We start from the raw sequence: 21,288 nt of genomic DNA, 5'->3' as shown, positions 1-21,288 counted from the left end.
GTGTCATGACGTGCAACGATGGTGAGGTCCGGCCTACTCCACCGTGACCCGCACGCGCTGGACCACGTTGTTCCCCATGCCCTGATAGTTCCAGTTTTGATCCAGGGGCTGGACGGCTCCGGTGGCGTCGGTGGCCCGGCAGGCAAGCTCGTGATGGCCCGGATCCGCCACCCAGGGCAGGCTCCAGCCGCGCCACGCGAAGGAGCCGGCGGGCTTATCCAGCTGGGCATGAAGCCACTTGCCGTCGATGCCGACCTCTACGCTTGTCACCGCGCCCTCGCCGGACCAGGCCCGGCCGCGCAGCATGACCGGACCGCGGGGGAGGATGCGGCGCCGCGTGAAGAAGTCCGGAATTCCCGGGGGAACCATCAGCGACCGCACCCTGATCCGCGAAACCGGTGTGCCGGCGTCGTCCGCATTGTGCTGGTAGCGGTACGCGACCGACTGCTGGAAGCCGCGGAACGGGGCCGTCACCACCTTGATGGACTGCAGCCATTTGACGCTCGCCATGCCGTACCAGCCGGGAACCACCAGCCGCAGCGGGTAGCCGTGCTGGGGCGGCAGGTCGCTGCCGTTCATCTTGTAGGCAAGCACGACGTCGGGCCGCAGCGCCTCAGCGATCGGCAGGCTCCGCGCGTACTGCTGGCGGACGCCGCCCTGGACCCCTTCATCGACCCCGGTGAACACCACCTCGACGGCTTCGGGCTCCACGCGGACCTGTGCCAGGAGGTAGGCCAGCGGGACACCCGTCCATACGGCCGTGCCCACGCCCTCGAGCACCCATGGCTGGCTGAGCGGCCGCGGCTTGAGCAGGGAGCGGCCGTTGCCGGCGCACTCAAGCGTCACCGGGACGCTGATGGCCGGGTCCTTCTTGAGCGCGGCCAGGCTCAGTTCCATCGCCATCTCGACGGCGCCGCCGATCCGCAGGTGCCAGGATCCGTCGCTTGTCTGCGGGATGTCGAAGTGCGTCAGCACATAGTGCATGCCGGGCGGCGTCACGTCCTCGCGGAGGGCCTCCAGCGGCATCGAATGGTTCCGCGCGGCGAGCTGCAGTTCGTCTTGGGTGAGCGGCCCGTACGTGGGTTCCCCTGAATGCGGCCTGGGCCGGGCGGACTGGCGGCGGCGGTAGATCAGCTTTGTCATGGCGTTGCGATTCTGCTCGGTGCTGCTGACGGGCGTGCTCCCTTTTAGGTTTACGCCGACCCCTCAGGGCCGTCAACAGCCGCTCCCCGGCGGCCCGGCGGGCCGTCCGCCACCGCCGCCAGCCCGCCCCGGCAGCCCGTCCGGCGGTGCTGCCGGCTACAGCTGCGGCAGCTTCGCAAACTCCTCGAGTCCGATCGGGTCCTGCCCGGTCAGCCCGCGCACGTCCGACGTCGGCCCGGCCAGTTCACCGGCGGCGATCGCCGTGTACGTGCTCACCCACGCCTTGACCAGCCACGCCGGAGCCCCGTACGAGGCCCTGGAGGAGTACGCCTCCTCCAGGGTTTCGTCGTGGTACGTGATGGTCCGGCCGGTGGACCGGGTGAGCACCTCGGCCGCACGCGCCAGCGAGATGTCCTCCGGACCCGTGAGGTTGTACGTGAAGCCGGCATGCACGGCAGGATCCCGGAGCACCGCCACCGCGCTCCGGGCGATGTCCTCCCGGGCCACGGCCGCCATGACACCGTCGCGGGCCGGGCCGCGGATCACGCCGTCCTCCCCGGCCAGCGTCGGCAGGAAGTCCAGGTAGAAGTTGTTCCGCAGGAAGGTGAAGGCCGTCCCGGACGCACGGATCCGCTCCTCGGTGGCGTAGTGGTCCCGGCCCAAGGTGAACGTGCAGTCCGGTGCCGCGCCGAAGAACGACGTGTAGACGATGTGCTGCACGCCGGCCGCGGCGGCGGCGTCCACGAACGCGTAGTGCTGCTGCAGCCGGTCCTCCGCCTCAGCCGCCGAGACCATGAACAGGGTCTTCACGCCCTCCAATGCCGGGCGCGAAAGCACCGGGTCCGCGTAGCTGACCAGGACGGGCGGTGCGGTGTCCAGCTCCGGTGCGCGTCCGGCGTCGCGCACCAGCAGCCGCTGCGGGAACCCGGCTTCGGCGAGCTGGCGGGCCACCATTCCGCCGAGGACGCCCGAGGAACCGGTGACGGCAAGGCCGGGAAGGTCTGTCACGGCCGGTCCTAGGCTTCGCGCGTCGCGGGGGATTTAGTCTGGGCGGGATCACGCTCGGCGAGCGAGCCGATGGCGTCATCGATGTTCTTCAGGATCTCCGGTTCCAGCCGGACGCCGGCAGCCGCCGCGCTGTCCGCAATCTGCTCGGGGCGGGAGGCGCCGATGATGGCCGAGGCCACGTTCGGGTTCTGCAGCACCCAGGCAACGGCAAGCTGCGGCATGGTCAGCCCGGCTTCTTCCGCGATGGGCCTGAGCTGCTGCACGCCGGTCAGGACGTCATCGCGCATCCAGTGCTGGATCATCTTGGCGCCGCCCTTGTCATCCGTGGCGCGGCTCCCTTCGGGCAGCGGCTGGCCGGGAAGGTATTTGCCGCTCAGCACGCCCTGTGCCATGGGGGACCAGACGATCTGGGAGATGCCCAGCTCTTCGGACGCGGGAACAACCTCCTCCTCGATGACCCGCCACAGCATGGAGTACTGGGGCTGGTTGGAGATGAGCTGGAAGCCGAGTTCCTTCGCCAGTGCGTGGCCGTTCCGGAGCTGTTCCGCGGTCCATTCGCTGACCCCGATGTACAGCGCCTTGCCCTGCCGCACGATGTCCGCGAACGCCTGCATGGTCTCTTCGAGCGGCGTCTCGAAGTCGTAGCGGTGGGCCTGGTACAGGTCGACGTAGTCGGTCTGCAGCCTGGCCAGGGAGCCGTCGATGGATTCCATGATGTGCTTGCGTGAGAGTCCAAGATCGTTCTTGCCCTTGGGTCCCGTAGGCCCGAAGACCTTGGTGAAAATCTCCAGGGACTGGCGGCGTTCACCCTTTAGCGCTTCCCCGAGCACCGTCTCGGCTGCGGTGTTGGCGTAGACGTCAGCTGTGTCAAAGGTGCTGATGCCGGCGTCGAGCGCTGCCCGCACGCACTGGGCGGCGACGTCGTTCTCCACCTGGGAGCCGTGGGTCAGCCAGTTGCCGAACATGATTTCCGAAATCTTGAAGCCGCTGTTTCCGAGGTATCTGAATTCCATGGGTTTCACGCTAGCGGAGATGGTTGCCCAGGGTAAGGGATACGGGCAGGTCATCTGCCTGCCGCGCCGATCAGCCTTCGTGCCTAACTGTCGGGACTGATGCGTCAGGACCGGACGCGGACGTCCTCGTGCTGCGCCAGCGAGACCATGGAACCGGTGTCCAGGACGGCCATGTGCCCGGCGGGCTTCCGGGAGGGGCGCGGAGGCTGGGCGGACAGGGCAAGCGCGGACCGCACGGGCGCGCCCTTGGATCCCGCGTCGCCCGGCGTCGGTGCCTCCGTGCGGGGGGCCTCGTTGTGTGATGCGTCCTTGTGGGCGGCCTGTTTTTGCAGGGCCTCGGTGTGCAGCGCCCCCGTGTGCAGCGCGGACTCCACGAGCGGCGCAACCTTCACCACGCCGTCCGCAGCCACGCCAAGTGCGGGCCGGTCCGGTCCGGTGACCTTGATCGCCGGGGCAGCCGCCCTGGCGCGCGCCACCGCGCGGGCATCGGCGGCAGCCACCGCGGCTGCCCAGTCCTTCGCCAGGACGGGCGGCACCGGCCGTGCGGCCGTCAGCAGCGGGTGATGGACGACGGCGGTGCGGAGCGCCGCTTTGAGCCCGGCGCGGCTCAGCAGCTTCTTCCAGTCGCGCGGAGGGCGCGGCTCCCGCACCGGACGGGGGGCCTTCGGTGTCTTTGCGGGACGTTCCTGGCGGGCTTCGGGGGTCCGATCAGGTGCAGCGCCGGGGGAAGCCTGCGTGCCTACGGGCAGCCGCACCACTTCGATGGTGTCGTTCCCGGGGAACCGGCCGAACAGGGCCATCAGGATCAGCGCAGCCAGGCGTCCCACGCCCGCGATCACCAGCGTGATCACGACGAGGATGAACATGCCGATGAACATGACGAACGCCACACCCAGCGTGCCGAAAAAGGTCAGATTAAGTGCGATCGTTGTCGGATCTTCCACTTCACCCTCCTAAACCAGCCAGCGGACATTGCTTCCCGCCGCATCACGGCGGACAACGGCCCCTAACCACCTTACGGACTATTTACTGCCGACATGCGCGCATGACAAGCCCCGCCGGGGGTTGTTTCGAAGCTGTTATCGGATGCGCACCCAGTCCGGCGCCTATAGTCGGAAACACCAAGCGAACTCGATACTTTCCAGGGATGCCAATGACCCAGCCCCAGCCCTTTACCGGTAACTGCCCGTGCCTGTCCGGTGAGCAGTATGCAGACTGCTGCGGCCGGTTCCACAGCGGAGCGGCGGAGGCGGCGACGGCCGAGCAGCTGATGCGTTCCCGCTACAGCGCCTTCGTGCTCCTCGACGCCGGCTACCTGCTGAAAACCTGGCACCCTGACACGCGTCCGTCCGAGCTGGAGCTCGATCCCGGACTCGAATGGCGCCGCCTGGACATCGTGTCCACGGGGCGGGGCGGTCCGCTCGACACCGAGGGAAAGGTGGAGTTCAAGGCGCATTTCCGGCAGGGCGGGGAGCGCGGGGTCCACCACGAAACCAGCCGTTTCCTGAGGGTGGACCGCCGCTGGTACTACCTCGACGCCGTCGTCCTTCACCAGACGTAGCGGACGCTACCGCTCCTCATAGTCCGCCGTGGGCGTGAACCCGGCACGGTCCACCTTGCGGTGGAAGTGCATGCCGGCCAGGCCGCCGAGGACGGCGCCCACCAGCGCCACCGCTGCGACCACGACGGCGGCGATGATGCCGGTGGTGGTGAGCTGGCCCTCGTTGACGGGAATGCGCGGGAAGCTGTTCAGCTGGGCCAGGATGTTGAACCGCTCACCGGCGATCATTCCCAGCACCGCCACCACCACGGCGGCAATGAGTGCCCAGATCCACACCATGAGGCCCTGCTTGGCCCCGTTGAAGCGGGCCATCCGACCCGCCACGTAGCCTCCGCTGTAGTAGGAGACGAACAGGATGACGAGCAGCACGATGATGCCCACGATTCCGACCGTCTGGTCCGACGCCGCCTGGCCGACCGCCACGTTGACATCGGTGTTCGTCGCCAGTCCCACGGCCGTTCCGGCTGCCGCGACCAGGGCCGTCAGCAGCACGGCCATCCCGGTGGCGGCCAGCCAGCCGAAGAATGCCGAGCCCACCTTGACCCCGCCGAAAGCCTCCTTTTCGCGGGCAACTGCCATTTCCCGCGTCGCGAGGCTGGGATCGGTGTGGGTCTCATCGGCGGTGCGGGTGTCGGGTGTGTAGTCCCGCTCCGCGTATGGTTCCCTGAGGTCCCTGTTCCGGTCGTCCGTGTCCAGCGCCCTGGTGTCTGTATCCCCGGCTGTACCGCCCGTGCCGCGCGCCTGCGTGGCGTCATAGACTGGCGTGGCCTCGGTGCGGGGTTCGGCGGGGTTGGCTTCTGCGGGGCTGGGTTCGGCAGCGCGGTGTTCGCTGCGGCGGATGCGTCTGTCCTCGGAGCCTATTGAGTTGCTCATCGAACTTCTCACTTTCATTGGACGGACCAGGCTCATGGTCTAAGCCGGGCAACGCAATGCCTAGGCCGCGGCCCTGGCCTCACTTCTAGCTAACTCCGTTCAATGACCGATAGCAAGGAAGCTTAGTATTTGGTTTTCGCGCCGTCCTTCCAGTTGGGAGGCCGATTCCGGTCCGTGATTACCGGTACGTGCGGTGCAGATTCTCCTTCACCGTCGCCCGGGGGGACGCGTCGGCGATCCACGGCCCGGTGCCCTCGGACTGGTCGAGGACCCCTGCCTCAAGCCACTCGTAGTCGCCGGCGAGCACCTTTCGCGAAAGCTGGCGGTCGCCGTCGTCGGTGTTCCTCCACAGCTGATCGAAGTATTCGTCCACGCGCACGCGCGCCTGTTCGCAGAAGGCCTCGGCGAGCTCGAATGCGGTGGCCCCGCGCTCCGGTGACGTGCGGAGCAGCATCTCCGCCCGCGAGCACGACGCCGCCATCGCGAAGAGCTCGGCACCGATGTCCACGATCCGTCCCAGGAATGCCTGCTTGTGCTCGAGCCCGGCCTGCCAGCGGCCCATGCCGTAGAACGTCTGCCGGGCCAGCCGCCGCGAGGACCGCTCCACGAAGCGCAGCTGCTTGGCAAGGCGGCCGAACTCGCTATAGGAGCGCGGGTCCATGCCCGCCCCGGCCACGAGTTTCGGCAGCCACTTCGCGTAAAAGCCGGAAGCCCCGACGGCGGCCCGCGCCTTGTCTGACAGGCTCGCCTCCGCGGAGGCCAGGTCCCCTGCGGCGGCAAGATGGGCGTCCACGGCCTCACGGGCGATCAGCAGCTTCATGATCTCCGAAGAGCCCTCGAAGATCCTGTTGATGCGAAGATCGCGCAGCTGCTGTTCCGCGGGAACGCCCCGTTCGCCGCGGGCCTCCAGCGAATCGGCCGTCTCGAAACCGCGCCCGCCCCGGATCTGCACCAGCTCGTCGGCGATCCGGTAGCTGATCTCGGTGGACCACAGTTTGGCCAGGGCGGCCTCGATCCGGATGTCCTTCTGCCCGGCGTCCGCCATTTCCGCGCAGAGCTCGAACACCGCATCCAGGGCGAAGGCCGTGGCGGCAATGAACGCGATCTTCTTGCCCACGGCCTCGTGCCTGCCCACCGGCCGGCCCCACTGGGTGCGCGCGTTGGACCATTCGCGGGCAATCTTCAGGCTCCAGCGGCCCGTGGCGACGCAGAGCGCGGGGAGGGACAGCCGCCCCGTGTTGAGTGTTGTGAGGGCGATCTTCAGCCCCTGGCCCTCGCGGCCCAGCCGGTTGGCCGCCGGAACCCTGACCTGGTGGAACCGGGTAACGCCGTTCTCGATTCCCCGCAGGCCCATGAAGGCGTTGCGGTTTTCCACGGTGATGCCGGGGGAGTCCATCTCCACCACGAAGGCGGTGATCCCGCCCTTGTGGACGGTGCCGTCGGCGTCGGTGTGGCGCGGCACCACGGCCATCACCACCACCAGTTCGGCGATCACGCCGTTCGTCGTCCACAGCTTGACGCCGTCCAGAACGTACGCTTCGCCGTCGTCCGTGGGAACAGCGGTGCTGCCCATCCGGGCGGGGTCGCTGCCGACATCCGGCTCGGTGAGCAGGAACGCGGTAATGGCCCCTGCGGCGCAGCGCGGCAGGTATTCCTGCCTCTGCTCCGGGGTGCCGAACACCTTGACGGGTTCCGGGACGCCGATTGACTGGTGCGCCGAGAGCAGCGCGCCGAGGCTGGGGTGAACGGAGCCAAGCAGCGCCAGCGCCCGGCCGTAGTACACCAGCGAAAGGCCCAGGCCGCCGTACTCCAGCGGGATCTTCATGCCGAACACGCCGAGGTCGGCGAGGCCCCTGAGGTATTCGTCCGGGATCTTGGCGTCGCGCTCGATCACCCGCCCGGACATGGTCCGGCAGAATTCCGTGAGCCGCTCCATAAAGGCCTCGCCGCGCTCCACATCCTCCGCCCTGGCCGCCGGCCAAGGATGGATGAGGCCGAGGTCGAAGCTGCCGAGGTACAGGCCCTTGGCGAAGCTGGGCCTGCCCCATTCGGTCTCGCGCGCCGCCTCGGCGATGGCGCGGGCGTCCTCGGCGGATGCACCGGCCCCGATCTTCTCGGCGGCGACCGGCGTCTCGGAGGCGGGGCTGTCGATGGGCGGGATCGTCTTGTGACCCGCGGCCTGCGCCTGGGTGGGATCCTCGGTGGCCTGACTATCAGTGGCGGAGCTCACGGGGCATCTCCTCTAACCGGATGACCGGCTCAAGCCCTGGGTCCGCCGCGGGTGGAGGACCCTTCAGCTGTCCCTCAATGCTACTCGCGGGTAAGTACCGGTGCTAGGGGATGGCTGGCCCTGAAAGTCGCCGGGAAGCTCGACAGTGGAGGCATGGTGAACCAGCCTGTCCCACAAATCGTTGATGCCGTGGACCATTCCGACCAGCGTGCCCGCCACGATCAGCCAGGCCAGCCGTCCCACGCCCACCAGGATCAGCGCGGCGAAGGCCGCCGCCGCCACGAACACGACGAGCACCAGGGCAAAAACCAAGGTTCCGATGAACACCAAGGTGGCCGTCTCCACTGCACTTAGGTCGAACTCCATGCTTCCCCCTGCGCCTTTGCTGCGGTTGGATCAGTAGCACGAGCGTAGGGCCTGCCGTGAGTCCGGGCCACTGTCCGCGTGGCGAGTTGGACCCGTTGATACGGGATCGAAATCATACTGCTCCGTAGGTCACGGCTTTGTCTCAGCAGCCCCACCAGTCACAGCCGTAACGTTGCTTCCCAGTCAACATGAGGGCGTCTCATGGCCGGGCGTCGGGTGGAAGTCGGTCTGCGTTAACCTTGTACTTGGCCGTTTTCAGGTTTCCGCCGCCGAAACGATCCCCCAGCTACTGAAGGAGAGTGTGTGCCCCGGTCCGCCACGTCCTCCGCTGACGCGATCAGCGCACGGCTCCGGGACCTCGAGCTCCTCACCAAGGGACCCGCCTGGGCGCTCACGCGTTCCGCCCCGTGGGTCATCGCTGTGCTGCAGGCGTCCTTTACGCGCACGCGGCCGCAGCTTCCGCTGGAAGAGTTCCATGCCGACGTCGACTCCTTCCTTGAGCAGCTCCGCCACCAGGAGCCCGGTCTGGGAGGCGGTGCCAACGGCAAATCCTTCGGCGACGAGTGGACGCGCAAGCAGTTCCTCACCCGGCGGAACCAGTCGGGCCAGATCGTGTACGAGGTCACCGAACCTGCCGCCCGCGTGTTGGCCTTCCTGGACAGCCTTTCCAGCGAACGCTCCACCCTGAACGGGTCCCGGCTGGGCACGCTGCTGGGCGACGTGGAGAAGCTCGCCAACGAGACCAACCCGGACCAGACCGCCCGGCTGGAATCCCTGGAGGAGGAGATCGGGGAGCGCCGCCAGCTGATCCAGGACATCGCCTCGGGCGACTTCGACGGACTGCTCGACGACGACCAGGCCGTGGAAGCCGCGGGCAACATCCTGGACCTCGCGGCGAGCCTGCCCGCCGACTACAAGAAGATGCGGGACCGGATCGAGGAGCTGGTGGGCGAGCTGCGCAACCAGATCATCGAGGAGTCCCTGAGTAAGGGTGCCACCATGGCGCAGGTGCTGGAGGCTGACAAGCGGCTGCGGCAAAGCCCCGAAGGCAGGACCTTCCGCTCCTTCACGGCCTTCCTCGAGGACCCGCAGCAACAGCTGCGGTTCCGTTCGGCGATCGGCGAGGTGCTCAGCCGCCAGTTCGCGGACGACCTCTCGCCGGAGGACCGGGAAACCCTGAAGAACCTTGTGGCAGAGCTCCGGCAGCAGCACAGCCAGATCCAGCGCATCTACGGCAAGCTCAGCGAGAGCCTGAACACCTACGTCCAGAGCGACGACTTCCGCCAGTCGGTGCGCCTCCGCAAGGTGCTCCGGGAGGCCGAGCAGGCCATCCGTTCCCTGCCCTATGAGCGCGAACGCCCGGGCCTGGTCCCGGGGCCGGTGCTGTTCAACGCCGGCTTCGAATCGCTGGCCATGGTCAAGCTGTTCGATCCCGACGAGTTCGCGGCCCCGCCGAAGCTCGCCGACCCCATCGCCTTCAGCGACTCCGACCGCCTGCGCTCGCCGCGCACCGGCAAGGCGAAGCCGGCGGCCATCCGCGCCGCCGCGGCCGGCGCCGCGACCCTCGCCGAGGCCTGGGGGCAGCTTCCGCCAGAGGAGCAGCACATCAACTCGATCCGGGCGCTCCTGTCCCACGCCCTCCACGAAGGCGCCCGGTTTGACCACGCAGCCGTGGACGCCCTCGACTTCGAACAGATAGACGGAACCACCCGCACGGCATACCTGCCGGTGGTCACGCTCAAGAAGGATTCCGATGACTGAACTTCCCCAAGAATCACCCGGCGGGCTGGACACCGACGCATCGGCTGCGGAGCCACCCCGCGCCGACACGTTCTCGGTCACGCCCCGGGACACCTTCGTAGACGGCGCCGCCTTGTTCCCGGGCGACACCGGCGTGCTGTCCATGAAGGTGCGCCAGGCCCTCGTGAAGCTGCTGAAAGGCCCCTACGTGGACGGCGGCCGCGACGAAAAACTGTGGACCACGCTCCTGGACAACCAGCTGATCCTCCGCAGCCGCCTGTCCGAGCTGTTCCTCACGCTGCAGTTGGACCACGAGCGCAAGATCGCCGTGGTCCGGCCGGTTGATCCCGAGGCCATCGGCGGCAGCACGCGCTCCAGCATCCTGCGCCAGCAGCGCGCCCTGAGCCGGGTGGAAACCATCGTGCTGCTCCGGCTCCGGCTGCTGCTGGACCGCCACGTCGCGGCCCAGACCGACCCCACCATCACGCGCGAGGAAATCGCCGAGCTCGTGGCCCACTACCAGCCGGCGGGCCAGCAGGACGCGCTCCGCGATTCAGACGTGGTCAACCGGGCCATCACCAAGCTCCTGGCCCGCCAGCTCTTGCTCACCACCGCCCTGGACGACGTCTACACCATATCCAACGCCCTCCCGCTGGCCCTTCCGTTCGAAAACATAGGGGACATCCCCGCCCAGATCGAAGCCCTCGTCACAGCCACGGCAGACCCCACGGGAACCGAAGCACTGATAGAGCTCGACGGCGACAACTCCGGCGGCGACGAAGAGGCAGACGGCGACGAAACAGCCGATACGGCCACGAACGGAGAGGCCAAGTGAGCATCGCAACCATGCTGCCGATGGGCGAGCTCACCAACCCAGGCCAGATGCGCCTTGCCCTCGTCCAGGTGGTCAACTGGGGCACGTTCCATGGCGCCCACACGATGCACGTGGACCGCAACGGCACGCTGCTCACGGGCAACTCGGGCGTCGGCAAGTCCACGCTGTTCGACGCCATGCTGAGGGTGTTTGACGCCCGGCCCCGCTCCAACGAGGCCGCCGCCCAGCGCGTCGGCGGAGCCGTGGAGGACAAGAGGACCACGTTCACGTATATGCGCGGCAAGGTGGGCGACAAGGCTGTGGGCGAGGGCTCGGCCAGTGCCTTCCAGCGCCCGGGTGCCACGTGGTCCGCCGTCGCCCTGACGTTCGACAACGCGGCCGGCACCAAGGTGACGGTGTCCGCGCTGTTCGACCTGCCGAAGAACGGCACGGAATCGAGCGTCGGCCGGTACTACCTGATCGACAACAAGCCGCTGGACCTTCCCGCGATCGAGGACATCGCCGAGAAACGCTTCACCAAGGCGGCTCTGGAGTCGATCTTCCCGGACGCCCAGGTCTTCGACGTCCACAAGGCTTTCGCCGAGCGGTTCCGCCGCCTCCTGGGCATCAACTCGGACCAAGCGCTGCCGCTGCTCCGCGTGATCCAGGCCGGCAAGGGCCTCGGCGGAAGCGTCAACACCTTCTTCCGCGACCAGGTGCTGGACGCCCCGGCCACCCTCGCTGCGGCGGACGACGTCGTCGAGGAATTCAGCAACCTCATGTCCATCCGGCAGCGGCTGGAGGACGTCCGCCAGCAGCGCGACCAGTTGGCTCCGGTGCCCGGACTGAACAAGGAATATGCCCAGGCGCTGCTGGACGCGAACCGGCTCCGGGAGCTCGCGGGCGAGGAGTTCGAGGCCTACAGGCAGCAACTTGCGGTCACGGTCCACGAGAAGACGCTGGCCCGATTCAAGGCGCTCGCCCAGGCCAAGGCCAAGGAGCTCAGCGCCGAACGGGCAGTCCGGGACGGCCTGGCCAAGGACCTGCGGCAGCTTGAGGCGGACTACAACAACCAGGGCGGCAACGCCATCTCCTCGATCGAACAGTCGCTTGAGAATGCCCGGGTCGGGCTCAAGCTCCGCCAGCAGGTGGAGGACGTGGCCCGCCAGGCTCTGACGGATGCCGGCCTGGAGCTGGAATGGACAGCCGGGGGCTGGGAACAGGCCCACGAGCAGGCGGCCGCGCGCTCGGCCGAGCTCAAGGGCGATTCGGATGCCCTGAAGGAGCTGCGCTTCGAGGCCTTTGACGGCCACGCCACGAAGAAGCGCGAGCTCGCCGCGGCGGAGCAGGAGCTCGTGTCGCTGAAGACACGCAAGTCCCTGCTGCCGCCGTCGAGCATTGAAAACCGCGCCGCCATCGCGGCCGCAACCGGAGTTCCCGAGGAGCAGATGCCCTTCGGCGGGGAGCTCATCGACCTCGCGGAGGGTCAGGAGCAGTGGCGGCCCGCCGCCGAGCGCGCCCTGCGGAACCTGGCCACCACGCTCCTGGTTCCCGGCGAGCACTTCGCCGCCGTCACCAGGTACCTGAACGACCACACCGTCCGGGGAGCCCTGCGCGCAGTGGACGTGTCCAAGCCGCTCGCCGGCGCGGCGCTAGCCGTGGAGGACGTGTCCGACGGCGACCTGCTGACCAAGCTGGAGATCCTCACCGCCGGGCACAACGCCGCGGCCGGGGAATGGGTCCGCGAACGCATCGCCCTCGACTTCGCCTATCCGTGCGTGGAAAGCCCGGACGAGCTTGCCGGGCTGGACAAGGGCCTGAGCCTGGGCGGCGTGGTCAAGCGCAACCGGCACACCGTGGAGAAGGACGACCGCTTCACCAGCAGGCAGGACTACGTCCTGGGATTCGATAACGCGTCCAAGCTGGAACTCGTGGCCGGCCGGGTGGCGGACCTGCGGCAGGAACTCGCCAAGGCCGCCGAGCTGGCCCAAAGCCGGGAGGAGTCCCACCAGGGCATGTCCCGGCAGCTCGAGGCCCTGCGCCGCGTGGCCGACGACCACCGTACGTGGGAGCAGGTCTCGGCTGCCGTGGCCGCGGACGAGCTCGCCAGGATCGAGCAGCGGCTCAAGGATGCCCTGGCCGCGCAGGCGGACCTCGAACCGCTCCGGGCCAACATCGAAGCGGCGCGCCAGAAGCACCAGTCCAGCACCGAGGCAGCGGCCGTGCTGCAGAGCGAATACAAGGCCGTGGACCACCAGCTCACCGCCTCCGATTCGCTGCTGGAAGCCGCGCGGACCCGCCTGCACCAGGCGCCGCCGTCGGACTCCACCGTCACCGCGCTGGAACCGTACTTCGGGGGCTTCGGCGACGTCAGTGAGATGCATGAGCTGGACAACCTTGCCGCCCGGGTCAAGACCCAGCTGCTGGGCGAGCTCCACGCCGCGGAATCCCGCGGCCAGGCAACCTCCGAGCGGCTGACCCGGATATTCGAAGGCTTCGTGCGTGAGTGGGGCACCGCCATCTCCGCCGACCACGGCACGTCCATCGGGGCGGCCGGCGAGTTTGAGGCCCGCTACCACGCGATCGTCAGCGACGGACTGCCCGCCCAAGAGGCGGAGTTCCGGCAGTTCTTCAACCAGCGCACGCACGAGTCGTTCAGCACGCTGCTGCACCTGCTGGACGAGGAACGCCGCTCCATTACCAGCCGCATCCTGCCGCTGAACGGCATCCTGTCCGAGGTCAACTTCCACGAGGGCAGCTTCCTTGAGCTAGACATCAAGCAGACCCTGCCGGCCACCGCCAAGCAGTTCAAGGACGCCATCCAGAGCGCGCTGAAGACCCGGCACACGCGGCACGGCAAGTCCGCAGCGGCCGGAGCGGAAACCGACGACGACGCCGAGCTCACCAACCGGTACAAGTCCCTGGAAACCCTGGTAAAGCGTTTGGGTTCGCAGGCGCCGGAGGACCGGCGCTGGCGCGCCGAGGTGCTGGACGTCCGCGGGCACCTGTTCATCCAGTGCAAGGAGCATCGCGAGGTGGAGGCGCCAGCGAAGCAGAAGGCCGCCAAGGCCGGCACGAAGACGGAAGTCTTTATGCACGCCGACACCGGATCCATGTCCGGCGGGGAGCGGCAGCGCTTCACCGCGTTCATCATGGCTGCGGCGCTGAGCTACCAGCTGGGCATCGCCGAACAGGGCTTCACCACCTACGGCACGGTGATGATGGACGAGGCCTTCGTGCTGGCCTCTGAGGAATTCGCCGGGGCCGGGATCAAGGCGCTGCACGAGTTCGGTTTCCAGCTGCTCCTCGCCGCCCCGGAGAACGTGATCGACCTGTCGCGGCACCTCGGCTCCGTCACGGAAATCCTGCGGGACAAGCGCACCAACCGCTCCGGCGTGCTGACCGCCCCGGTGATCACGCCGAAGCCCGGGTCCGAAGGTCAGTGGCGGTCCGAAGCCAACCCCGTGGACATCGTGCTCCGCTAGCCCCTGGAGGCAGCCGGATCACCCGTTGTCACCTTTCCGCGCCGAAAAATAACAAATCGATGGATTTATTGACGGATCCCTAGGAAGAGCCCGCTCCTGCGTGCGATTGTATTTTGCATCAACTCTTCGCCTCACGCTCCACCAGGGTCATCAACACTCCCATGCGGCGGGCCACAGCTACCCTTCCGGGCTTGACGGCGTCCTTCATGAAAGGCACCATCATGCGTCCTGCACACCAGCGCCCCTTCATCGCAGCCCTCGCGGCCGCCGCCGCACTCAGCCTGGCCGGCTGCGGCGCAGTCGCCCAGTCGGCGTCCTCCGGCACTGCGTCGCCGTCGGGCGTCGCCACGACTTCGCCGGCAACGTCCTCGACCGCCACGGCGAGCCCGACGACGAGCGGCGGCAAACCGTCGTCGTCAGCTCCCGCTCCGGCAGTCCTGGCGACGTACACGTTCCCGGACGGGCGCCTCTCCTTCAAATACCCGGCTGACTGGAAGGTGGAACTCTTCACCGGAGACGTGAAGCCGTCCACCTCCCGGACCGCGACCGTCTTCGACGCCAGCGGCACCAAGCAGGTCACTGTGTATTCGGGGCTGATCGCCGACGGCGTGACCCATCCGGTGACCCGGACCGTGTTCGAATCCGCACCTGTCCCGGGCCTCGGGGAGCAGCCGGCCCCCGCCGCGCACTACTCCTTCTACGTGGACCGGATGGACAGCAATTCCACGTACCGCATGCACCTGACGGCCGGGGCACCGCAGGCAGGGAAGGGCGCGGCACTCGACGGGATCATCCGCATCGGTAAGGAGGTGCTCGTGGCCGAGGCGCAGTTCATCGAGAAGCCCTTCGCCAACGACGCCGCAGCCAAGGCCTGGCTGGCCAGCACCGAGGGGCGGGCCATCAAGGGGCTGCTGCTCAGCGTCACCTACCGGTGACCTAACGCTGGTTTCGGCGGGCTCAGCCAGCTTCTTTGATTATTCGAGGGAGGCGGCGCAGGCGTCGATCTGGGCCTGGACGATCGCCCCGTAGTGCGCCACGAGGTCGTCGAAGTCCCAGTCGTCGAAGAGGCCGAGGGTCCTGACGGTCTCGCCGAAACCGGTCATCAGGGCCGTCACCGTGGACGCGAAACGGCGGTCCGGCGTGGCGTCCCCGATCAGCCGGGCGATGGCGCCGAGGTAGCGTTCGCGCAGTTCTGTCCGCGCCGCCTCGGGATCGGGGGAGTCGTGGACGCTGAACGGAATCATGGCCCACGGTTCCTGCATGCCGCGTTCCCGGCGCATCAGCACGCGGAACACGAGCGCGCTGCCGAGTTCCGACGTCGGGACGTCAAGTTCCGTGAGCAGCGACTCGTCCGGCTGCACGGCGGCAAACAGTTTGTCCTTGGAGATGAAATGCTTCATGACCAGCGCGGCCGAGACGCCGGCCTCGGCGGCGATGTCGCGGACCGTCACCGCGCGGTAGCCCCGTTCGCCGAACAGTCGCCGGGCGGCGCTGAGGATGGCCTCCTGGCTCGGGGCGCTCAAGCGGTCACCGGCTCGCCGGCATTCCGTTCCTCCACAAGGGGAGCGGCGAGGTCCACGGTCACGGAGCGGTTGTCGACGGCGAGCTTCCGCGCCATAGCCTGATGATTCACGGGATGAAGCATAGTCACTATGTAGCGGCCGGCGGCCGGCAGCGGAAGCCTGTAGACGCCGTCGTCGTCAGTCCTCGTGGTGGCCACATGCTCGCCGCTGGCCTGCAGCAGCGTCACCACGGCGCCGTCAACCGGCTCCCCGCCAAGGGTGGCCGTCCCGCCGAGTTCGAGCCGATCCTGCAGCAGGAAGTTCTGCCTCAGGGTGCGGCCGTCGAATTCGAAGACCTCGGCCATCGGCGCCCAACCGGCGGCATTGGCCACCATGAGGTACCTGCCGGCGCCGGGCAGCGCCACCGAATAGTTGCCGTCGGTGTCCACCCGGCTCCAGTCGACGGGCTCGCCGGTGGTCTGGAGGACGGTCACGACGGCGGGAGTCAGCGGGCGGTGGTCGGCCGCCAGGACCCGGCCCTGGACCACGAGCTCCGCAGCAGCTGCGGCGGGCACCGCGGGGCGGTTCGCGGCGGCCCACGGAATGGCGACAGCGGCGAGCACCGAGGCGGCCGATGCCAGCGCGGCCATCCAGAACACGTCCTGGAACGCCTCGAAGGAGGGCAGACGAACCGGCCCCGCCGTCATGGTCACGGAGGTGAGGACGGCGGCGACGGCGGCGCTCGACGTCGAGGTGCCGATCGAGCGCACCAGGCTGTTCAGCCCGTTGGCGGACGCGGTTTCAGTGATGGGGACGGCGCCCATGATCAAGGTGGGCATGGCCGCGTAGGCGATGGCGGTGCCCACGCTCACCACCGTGGAGCCGATGATCACCGTGGCGACGGAGTCGTAGAAGAAGACGCGGCCCACGTAGCCGGCAATCATGACGCACGCGCCGGTCATCAGCGCCGTCTTGCCGCCGAAACGCCGGATGATCCCGCCCGACACCGGTGCGAACACCACCATGGCCAGTCCGGACGGCACCATGCACAGGCCGGCTGTGATGACGTTCAGCTGGAACCCGTAGCCGGTGGCGGTGGGGAGCTGCAGCTGCTGGGTGGTGAGGAGCATGTTGGCGAACATCGCGAAGCCGATCAGCAGCGACGCGAGGTTGGTCATGAGGACCGGGCGGCGGGCCGAGGTCCGCAGGTCCACCATGGGCTGGCCCACCTTGAGCTCGTAGGGCACCCACGCCGCCAGCAGCAGTGCGGCGGCAAGGAACAGCAGGAGGACCGGTTCGGAGTCCCAGCCCCACAAGCCGCCCTTGGAAATGGCCAGCAGCAGGGACCCCAGCGCGGCGGACAGTACCAGGGCGCCCGCATAGTCGAAGCGGCCCGGGGTGCGGACCTTGGATTCCGGGACCACCAGCACCACGGCGAGGAGCAGGAGCGTGCCTGCCCCGGCCGCAACCCAGAAGATCGATTCCCAGCCGAGGCCCTCGTACAGCACCCCTGCCAGGGGGAGGCCCAGGGCGCTGCCGATGCCCAGGGTGGCGCTCATGAGCGCCACCGCCGAGCCCATCTTCTCCTTGGGGAGCTCATCGCGCATGATGCTGATGCCCACCGGGATCAGGGCCGAGGAGAAGCCCTGGAGGGCGCGGCCGATGATGAGCCACAGGAACGTTCCGCCCACGGCGGCCATGATGGAGCCCGCCACCATGATGGCCAGGCACACCACCATCATCCTGCGCTTGCCGTACATGTCGGCGCTGCGGGACACGATCGGCGTCGCCACCGCGCTGGAGAGCAGCGTGGCAGTCACGAGCCATGACGCGTCGTCCGCCGTGACGCCCAGGATCCGGGGGAAGTCCGGGAGCAGCGGCACCACAAGGGTCTGCATGAGTGCCGCCACCGTGCCGCTCAACGCGAGGACGGCCGTGATGGCGGACGGGGAGGGGGTGCGGGATGGTTTCGCGGCTGCTGTCATGAGGCGCTTTCGGGGGTGCGGACGGGTGCGCGGCGTGGTGAACGCGCGTTTACTCCTTTCGAGTGAACCATTGTTCACCCTGGAACGGCAAGGAATCCGGGCATGCTTTGCGTCACGCGGGAATTACGTGACGCAAACCTTTCGTAATCCGGGCGAGGATAGGCTAGCCTTACTCGGGTTCGCATCAATGACCTAAGGAGTTCCGTGACTTCCCCCCTCTTCTCCGGCCCGCACGCCGGCCGCGGCACCGCCGGCACCACCCGCCGGACGCTGCTCAAGACCGCCGGCAAGGCCACCGCCGTCCTGGCCGCCGCGGCCCTCTCGCTGACCGCCTGCTCCACCGGACCTGCCTCCTCGGCCTCCGACGCCGGCGCGACGACGTCAGCCAGCACGCAGTTCCCCGTCACCATCAAGCACGTCTTTGGCGAAACCACCATCAAGTCCCAGCCCAAGCGCGTGGTCACGGTCTCCTGGGTCAACGACGACGTTGCCATCGCCCTGGGCGTGGTCCCTGTGGGCGTCCCCAAGAACGAGTGGGGCGGCAACGACAAGGGCTCCACCCCCTGGAAGGACGCGGCTCTGGAGGAGCTCGGCGCCGGCTTCGGCACGGAGAAGGCACCGGCCCAGTTCTCCGAGGCCGACGGCATCAACTTCACCGAAATCGCCAAGCTCAACCCGGATGTCATCCTGGGCGCCTACTCCGGGCTCACGGCCGAGGACTACAAGAAACTCAGCGAAATCGCCCCCGTGGTGGCGCACCCGGAGCTGGCGTACGGCACCTCCTGGCAGGATTCCACGAGCATCATCGGCAAGGCCCTAGGCAAGGAGGCCGAGGCGACCAAGCTCATCTCCGACACCGAAGCCACCATCAAGGAAAAAGTCGCCAAGTACCCGCAGATCCAGGGCAAGTCCTACATCTACGGCAACCTCGAGCCTGCCAAGGGTGACGGCGTCAACGTCTACACGGCCATCGACAACCGCCCGAAGTTCCTCACCGCGATCGGCATGAAGCTGGCGCCGATTGTGGAGGAAAAGTCGAAGGGCTCCAAGGAATTCTTCGTCGCGTGGTCGGCCGAGAAGGCCAACGAGCTTGAGTCCGACATTTTCGTGACCTGGGTTCCCGACGCCAAGACCGCCGATTCGATCAAGAAGGATCCGCTGCTGAGCCAGATTCCCGCCATCAAGGGCGGCGCCCTGGTGGCCGACTCGGACAACACGCTGACCCTGTCCATCTCCGCTTCCTCGCCGCTGAGCCTGCCGTGGTCACTGGACACGTTCCTGCCGCAGCTGGCCAAGGCCGCCGACGCGGTCAAGTAGGCAGCACTCCATGACATCAGGCACGACGACGGCGGCCAAGTCGCGCGAACTGGCAGCTAACGACGCCAAATCCGGCGCCAAAGGGCATTACCTGCCAGTTCGCGCTCCCCGGAAGGGGAGGGCACGTGGCCCGCAGGCCGCGTGGCTGCTGGCCGCCGTCGTCGTGCTTGCTGTCGCCTGTGCCGCCTCGCTGGCCGTCGGTGCCCGCGGGCTGTCCCCGGACACCGTGTGGCTGGCGCTGACGCAGTTCGACCCCGCCAACGGCGACCACGCCGTGGTGCACGCACGCATCCCGCGCACAGTCCTCGGGCTGCTGGCGGGCGGAGCGCTGGGCCTCGCCGGAGCGGCGATGCAGGGCGTGGCCCGCAACCCGCTGGCCGATCCCGGCATCATCGGCGTCAACGCGGGCGCCGCGCTGGCCGTGGTCACCGGCATCTACGTCTTTGGCGTCTCCTCGCTGACCGGATACATCTGGTTCGCGTTCCTCGGCGCCGCGGCGGCCGCCGTCGTCGTCTATCTCATTGCCTCCATGGGGAGGGACGGTGCGACGCCGGTCAAGCTCGCGCTTGCGGGCGCCGCCCTCAGCGCGGGCCTCTACTCACTGATGAACGTCATCCTGGTCTCCAGCCAGGACACCCTGGACCGCTTCCGCTTCTGGCAGGTGGGCGGAATCGCGGGGCGCGACTGGTCCGTGGTGCTGCCCGGCGTGCCGTTCCTCGTGGCCGGCGCGCTGATCGTGCTCTCGGCCGGGCGGATCCTGAACGGCCTTGCCCTCGGCGACGACATCGCCCGCGGACTGGGCCAGCGCGTTGGCCTGGCCCGCGGGGTGACGGCGCTGGGCATCGTGCTGCTGTGCGGCTCCGCAACCGCGCTCGCCGGGCCGATCGGCTTCGTTGGGCTGGTTGTCCCGCATGCCGTACGGTCCCTGACCGGGCCCGACTACTGCTGGATCCTGCCGTTTTCCCTCGTGCTCGCCCCGGCGCTGCTGCTGCTGTCCGACGTGGTGGGCCGCGTGGTGCTGCTTCCCGGTGAAGTGCCGGCGGGCATCATGACCGCCCTCGTGGGTGCGCCCGTTTTTGTCTGGCTGGTCCGCCGCGGCAAGGGGGCAGGCCTGTGAGCAAGCCAGACCCCGCCTCCGGCACGGTGCGCGAACGGGCAGATAATGCCCTCAAAACCGCAAAAACAGGGCATTATCTGCCCGTTCGCGCTTCGTTGCGGACCGCGCTGCTGAACCGTACAGCGGCCCTGGCGCTCGCCGTCGTGCTCCTCTTCGCAGCGGGCGTCCTGCTGGGCAGCTACACGGTGACCATCCCCGACTTCTTTAGGATCCTGTCCGCCCACTTCACCGGCGGCGAGAAGATCCCCGGCGCCAGCTTCATCGTGATGGAGACCAAGCTGCCCCGGGCCGTGATCGGCGCCATGATCGGCATAGCTTTCGGACTCTCCGGCGGGCTGTTCCAGACGATGCTCCGCAACCCGCTGGCCAGCCCCGACGTGATCGGCATCAGCTACGGGGCCAGCGCCGGCGCCGTCACCGCCATCGTCATCTTCGGCGCCTCCGGGGCGGCCGTTTCCGGTGCAGCCCTGGGCGGCGCGACGGCCGTGGCCGCACTGATCTACGGCATCTCCCGCAGCGGCTCCCTTGGAGGGGGCGGCGGAGGGGGCGGCACCGCCGCTGGCAACCGGCTCATCCTGGCGGGCGTCGGCATCGCCGCGGCGCTCCACGCCGTGGTCAATTTCCTCATGACCCGGGCGGACATCCGCACGGCGGCGGATGTCCTCGTCTGGCTCAACGGCTCGCTCAATTCCGCCAGCTGGGACCGCGCCGGCGTGCTCGCCTTGGCGCTGCTGGTCCTCATTCCGGCCGTGGCGCTGCTGGCCGGCCCGCTGCGCATCCTCGAACTCGGGGACGCCGCCGCCGCGGGGCTGGGAATCCGCGTAGGGCGGACCCGGCTGGGCGTGGTGATGACCGCCGTCGCCCTTGCCGCAGTGGCGACGGCGGCAGCCGGCCCGGTGGCGTTCGTCGCGTTTCTGGCCGGCCCGATCGCGCGCCGGTTCACCGGGAAGTCCAGCCTCCCGGCGTCGGCCCTTGTCGGTTCCCTGATCGTCCTGGCGGCAGACTACTTTGCCGCCAACATCGCCCCGCTGCTGCTGGACGGCACCGTGCTGCCGGTGGGTGTGATCACCGGTGCCCTGGGCGCCCCGTTCCTGCTGTGGCTGCTGGTCACTTCCAACCGAAAGGATGCCTGAC

Annotated in this window: 17 protein-coding genes; 8 read left to right on the top strand and 9 right to left on the bottom strand. The window is 68.3% G+C overall.

All coding sequences use genetic code 11. The features are described from left to right. Positions 1–33: 33 nt before the first annotated feature. From J7I89_RS17515 to J7I89_RS17500, 4 genes are all read right to left on the bottom strand, one after another. A complete protein-coding gene (locus J7I89_RS17515; protein ID WP_214972980.1) occupies positions 34–1,143 on the bottom strand; it encodes a sulfite oxidase in 1,110 nt (369 codons plus the stop codon). 156 nt (positions 1,144–1,299) lie between these two features. Then, entirely contained in the window at positions 1,300–2,151 is an 852-nt protein-coding gene (locus tag J7I89_RS17510) for an SDR family oxidoreductase (protein WP_214972978.1), read from the bottom strand. An 8-nt stretch (positions 2,152–2,159) separates the two neighbouring features. Further along, positions 2,160–3,164 (bottom strand): aldo/keto reductase family protein, encoded by a 1,005-nt coding sequence (locus J7I89_RS17505; protein WP_214972976.1) that lies wholly within the window; start codon positions 3,162–3,164, stop codon positions 2,160–2,162. Between the two features lie 104 nt (positions 3,165–3,268). Beyond that, a complete protein-coding gene (locus J7I89_RS17500; RefSeq protein ID WP_214972974.1) occupies positions 3,269–4,108 on the bottom strand; it encodes a hypothetical protein in 840 nt (279 codons plus the stop codon). Positions 4,109–4,317: 209 nt separating this feature from the next. On the opposite strand from J7I89_RS17500, the gene J7I89_RS17495 reads away from it, so the two are divergent. Then, positions 4,318–4,725: a YchJ family protein gene (locus tag J7I89_RS17495; RefSeq protein WP_214972972.1), complete on the top strand. Its 408-nt coding sequence runs from the start codon at positions 4,318–4,320 to the stop codon at positions 4,723–4,725. A 6-nt stretch (positions 4,726–4,731) separates the two neighbouring features. On the opposite strand, the gene J7I89_RS17490 is transcribed toward J7I89_RS17495, so the two are convergent. From J7I89_RS17490 to J7I89_RS17480, 3 genes are all read right to left on the bottom strand, one after another. Then, positions 4,732–5,598: a TIGR04086 family membrane protein gene (locus J7I89_RS17490; RefSeq protein WP_214972970.1), complete on the bottom strand. Its 867-nt coding sequence runs from the start codon at positions 5,596–5,598 to the stop codon at positions 4,732–4,734. A gap of 178 nt (positions 5,599–5,776) precedes the next feature. Next, positions 5,777–7,828, bottom strand: coding sequence for an acyl-CoA dehydrogenase family protein (locus J7I89_RS17485; RefSeq protein WP_374102025.1), 2,052 nt, complete (start codon positions 7,826–7,828; stop codon positions 5,777–5,779). 63 nt (positions 7,829–7,891) lie between these two features. After that, positions 7,892–8,194, bottom strand: a complete 303-nt coding sequence (locus J7I89_RS17480; protein ID WP_214972968.1) for a hypothetical protein — start codon at positions 8,192–8,194, stop codon at positions 7,892–7,894. A 303-nt stretch (positions 8,195–8,497) separates the two neighbouring features. Here J7I89_RS17480 and J7I89_RS17475 point away from each other — a divergent pair, with 303 nt between their 5' ends. From J7I89_RS17475 to J7I89_RS17460, 4 genes are all read left to right on the top strand, one after another. Continuing rightward, entirely contained in the window at positions 8,498–9,955 is a 1,458-nt protein-coding gene (locus tag J7I89_RS17475) for a DUF3375 family protein (protein WP_214972966.1), read from the top strand. Beyond that, on the top strand, positions 9,948–10,769 hold the full coding sequence (locus tag J7I89_RS17470; protein WP_214972964.1) for a DUF4194 domain-containing protein: 822 nt from the start codon (positions 9,948–9,950) through the stop codon (positions 10,767–10,769). The genes J7I89_RS17475 and J7I89_RS17470 overlap by 8 nt, the downstream gene beginning before the upstream one ends. Further along, positions 10,766–14,233, top strand: coding sequence for an ATP-binding protein (locus J7I89_RS17465; protein ID WP_214972962.1), 3,468 nt, complete (start codon positions 10,766–10,768; stop codon positions 14,231–14,233). Before J7I89_RS17470 ends, J7I89_RS17465 begins: the two co-directional genes overlap by 4 nt. A 206-nt stretch (positions 14,234–14,439) precedes the next feature. After that, positions 14,440–15,168 carry a hypothetical protein gene (locus J7I89_RS17460; RefSeq protein WP_214972961.1) on the top strand — a complete coding sequence of 243 codons (729 nt, stop codon included), beginning with the start codon at positions 14,440–14,442 and terminating at the stop codon, positions 15,166–15,168. A 39-nt stretch (positions 15,169–15,207) separates the two neighbouring features. Here J7I89_RS17460 and J7I89_RS17455 read toward each other — a convergent pair whose 3' ends face one another. Continuing rightward, positions 15,208–15,756 carry a TetR/AcrR family transcriptional regulator gene (locus tag J7I89_RS17455; protein ID WP_214972960.1) on the bottom strand — a complete coding sequence of 183 codons (549 nt, stop codon included), beginning with the start codon at positions 15,754–15,756 and terminating at the stop codon, positions 15,208–15,210. Beyond that, positions 15,753–17,720, bottom strand: a complete 1,968-nt coding sequence (locus tag J7I89_RS17450; RefSeq protein ID WP_214972959.1) for an MFS transporter — start codon at positions 17,718–17,720, stop codon at positions 15,753–15,755. The genes J7I89_RS17455 and J7I89_RS17450 overlap by 4 nt, the downstream gene beginning before the upstream one ends. A 204-nt stretch (positions 17,721–17,924) precedes the next feature. Between J7I89_RS17450 and J7I89_RS17445 the strand changes: the two genes are divergently transcribed. The 3 genes from J7I89_RS17445 to J7I89_RS17435 all read left to right on the top strand — a co-directional run bounded on the left by J7I89_RS17445 (position 17,925) and on the right by J7I89_RS17435 (position 21,287). Beyond that, positions 17,925–19,037 (top strand): iron-siderophore ABC transporter substrate-binding protein, encoded by a 1,113-nt coding sequence (locus J7I89_RS17445; RefSeq protein ID WP_214972954.1) that lies wholly within the window; start codon positions 17,925–17,927, stop codon positions 19,035–19,037. A gap of 10 nt (positions 19,038–19,047) precedes the next feature. Continuing rightward, the gene (locus J7I89_RS17440; RefSeq protein WP_214972952.1) at positions 19,048–20,154 is read left to right on the top strand and encodes an iron ABC transporter permease; all 1,107 of its coding nucleotides are present in this window, start codon (positions 19,048–19,050) and stop codon (positions 20,152–20,154) included. Between the two features lie 77 nt (positions 20,155–20,231). Further along, on the top strand, positions 20,232–21,287 hold the full coding sequence (locus J7I89_RS17435) for a FecCD family ABC transporter permease (RefSeq protein ID WP_374102026.1): 1,056 nt from the start codon (positions 20,232–20,234) through the stop codon (positions 21,285–21,287). Position 21,288: the final 1 nt, after the last annotated feature.

The sequence above is a fragment of the Arthrobacter sp. ISL-5 genome, from assembly GCF_018613835.1.
GTDB lineage: Bacteria > Actinomycetota > Actinomycetes > Actinomycetales > Micrococcaceae > Arthrobacter.
This window is presented reverse-complemented; position numbering and strand designations above follow the sequence as displayed.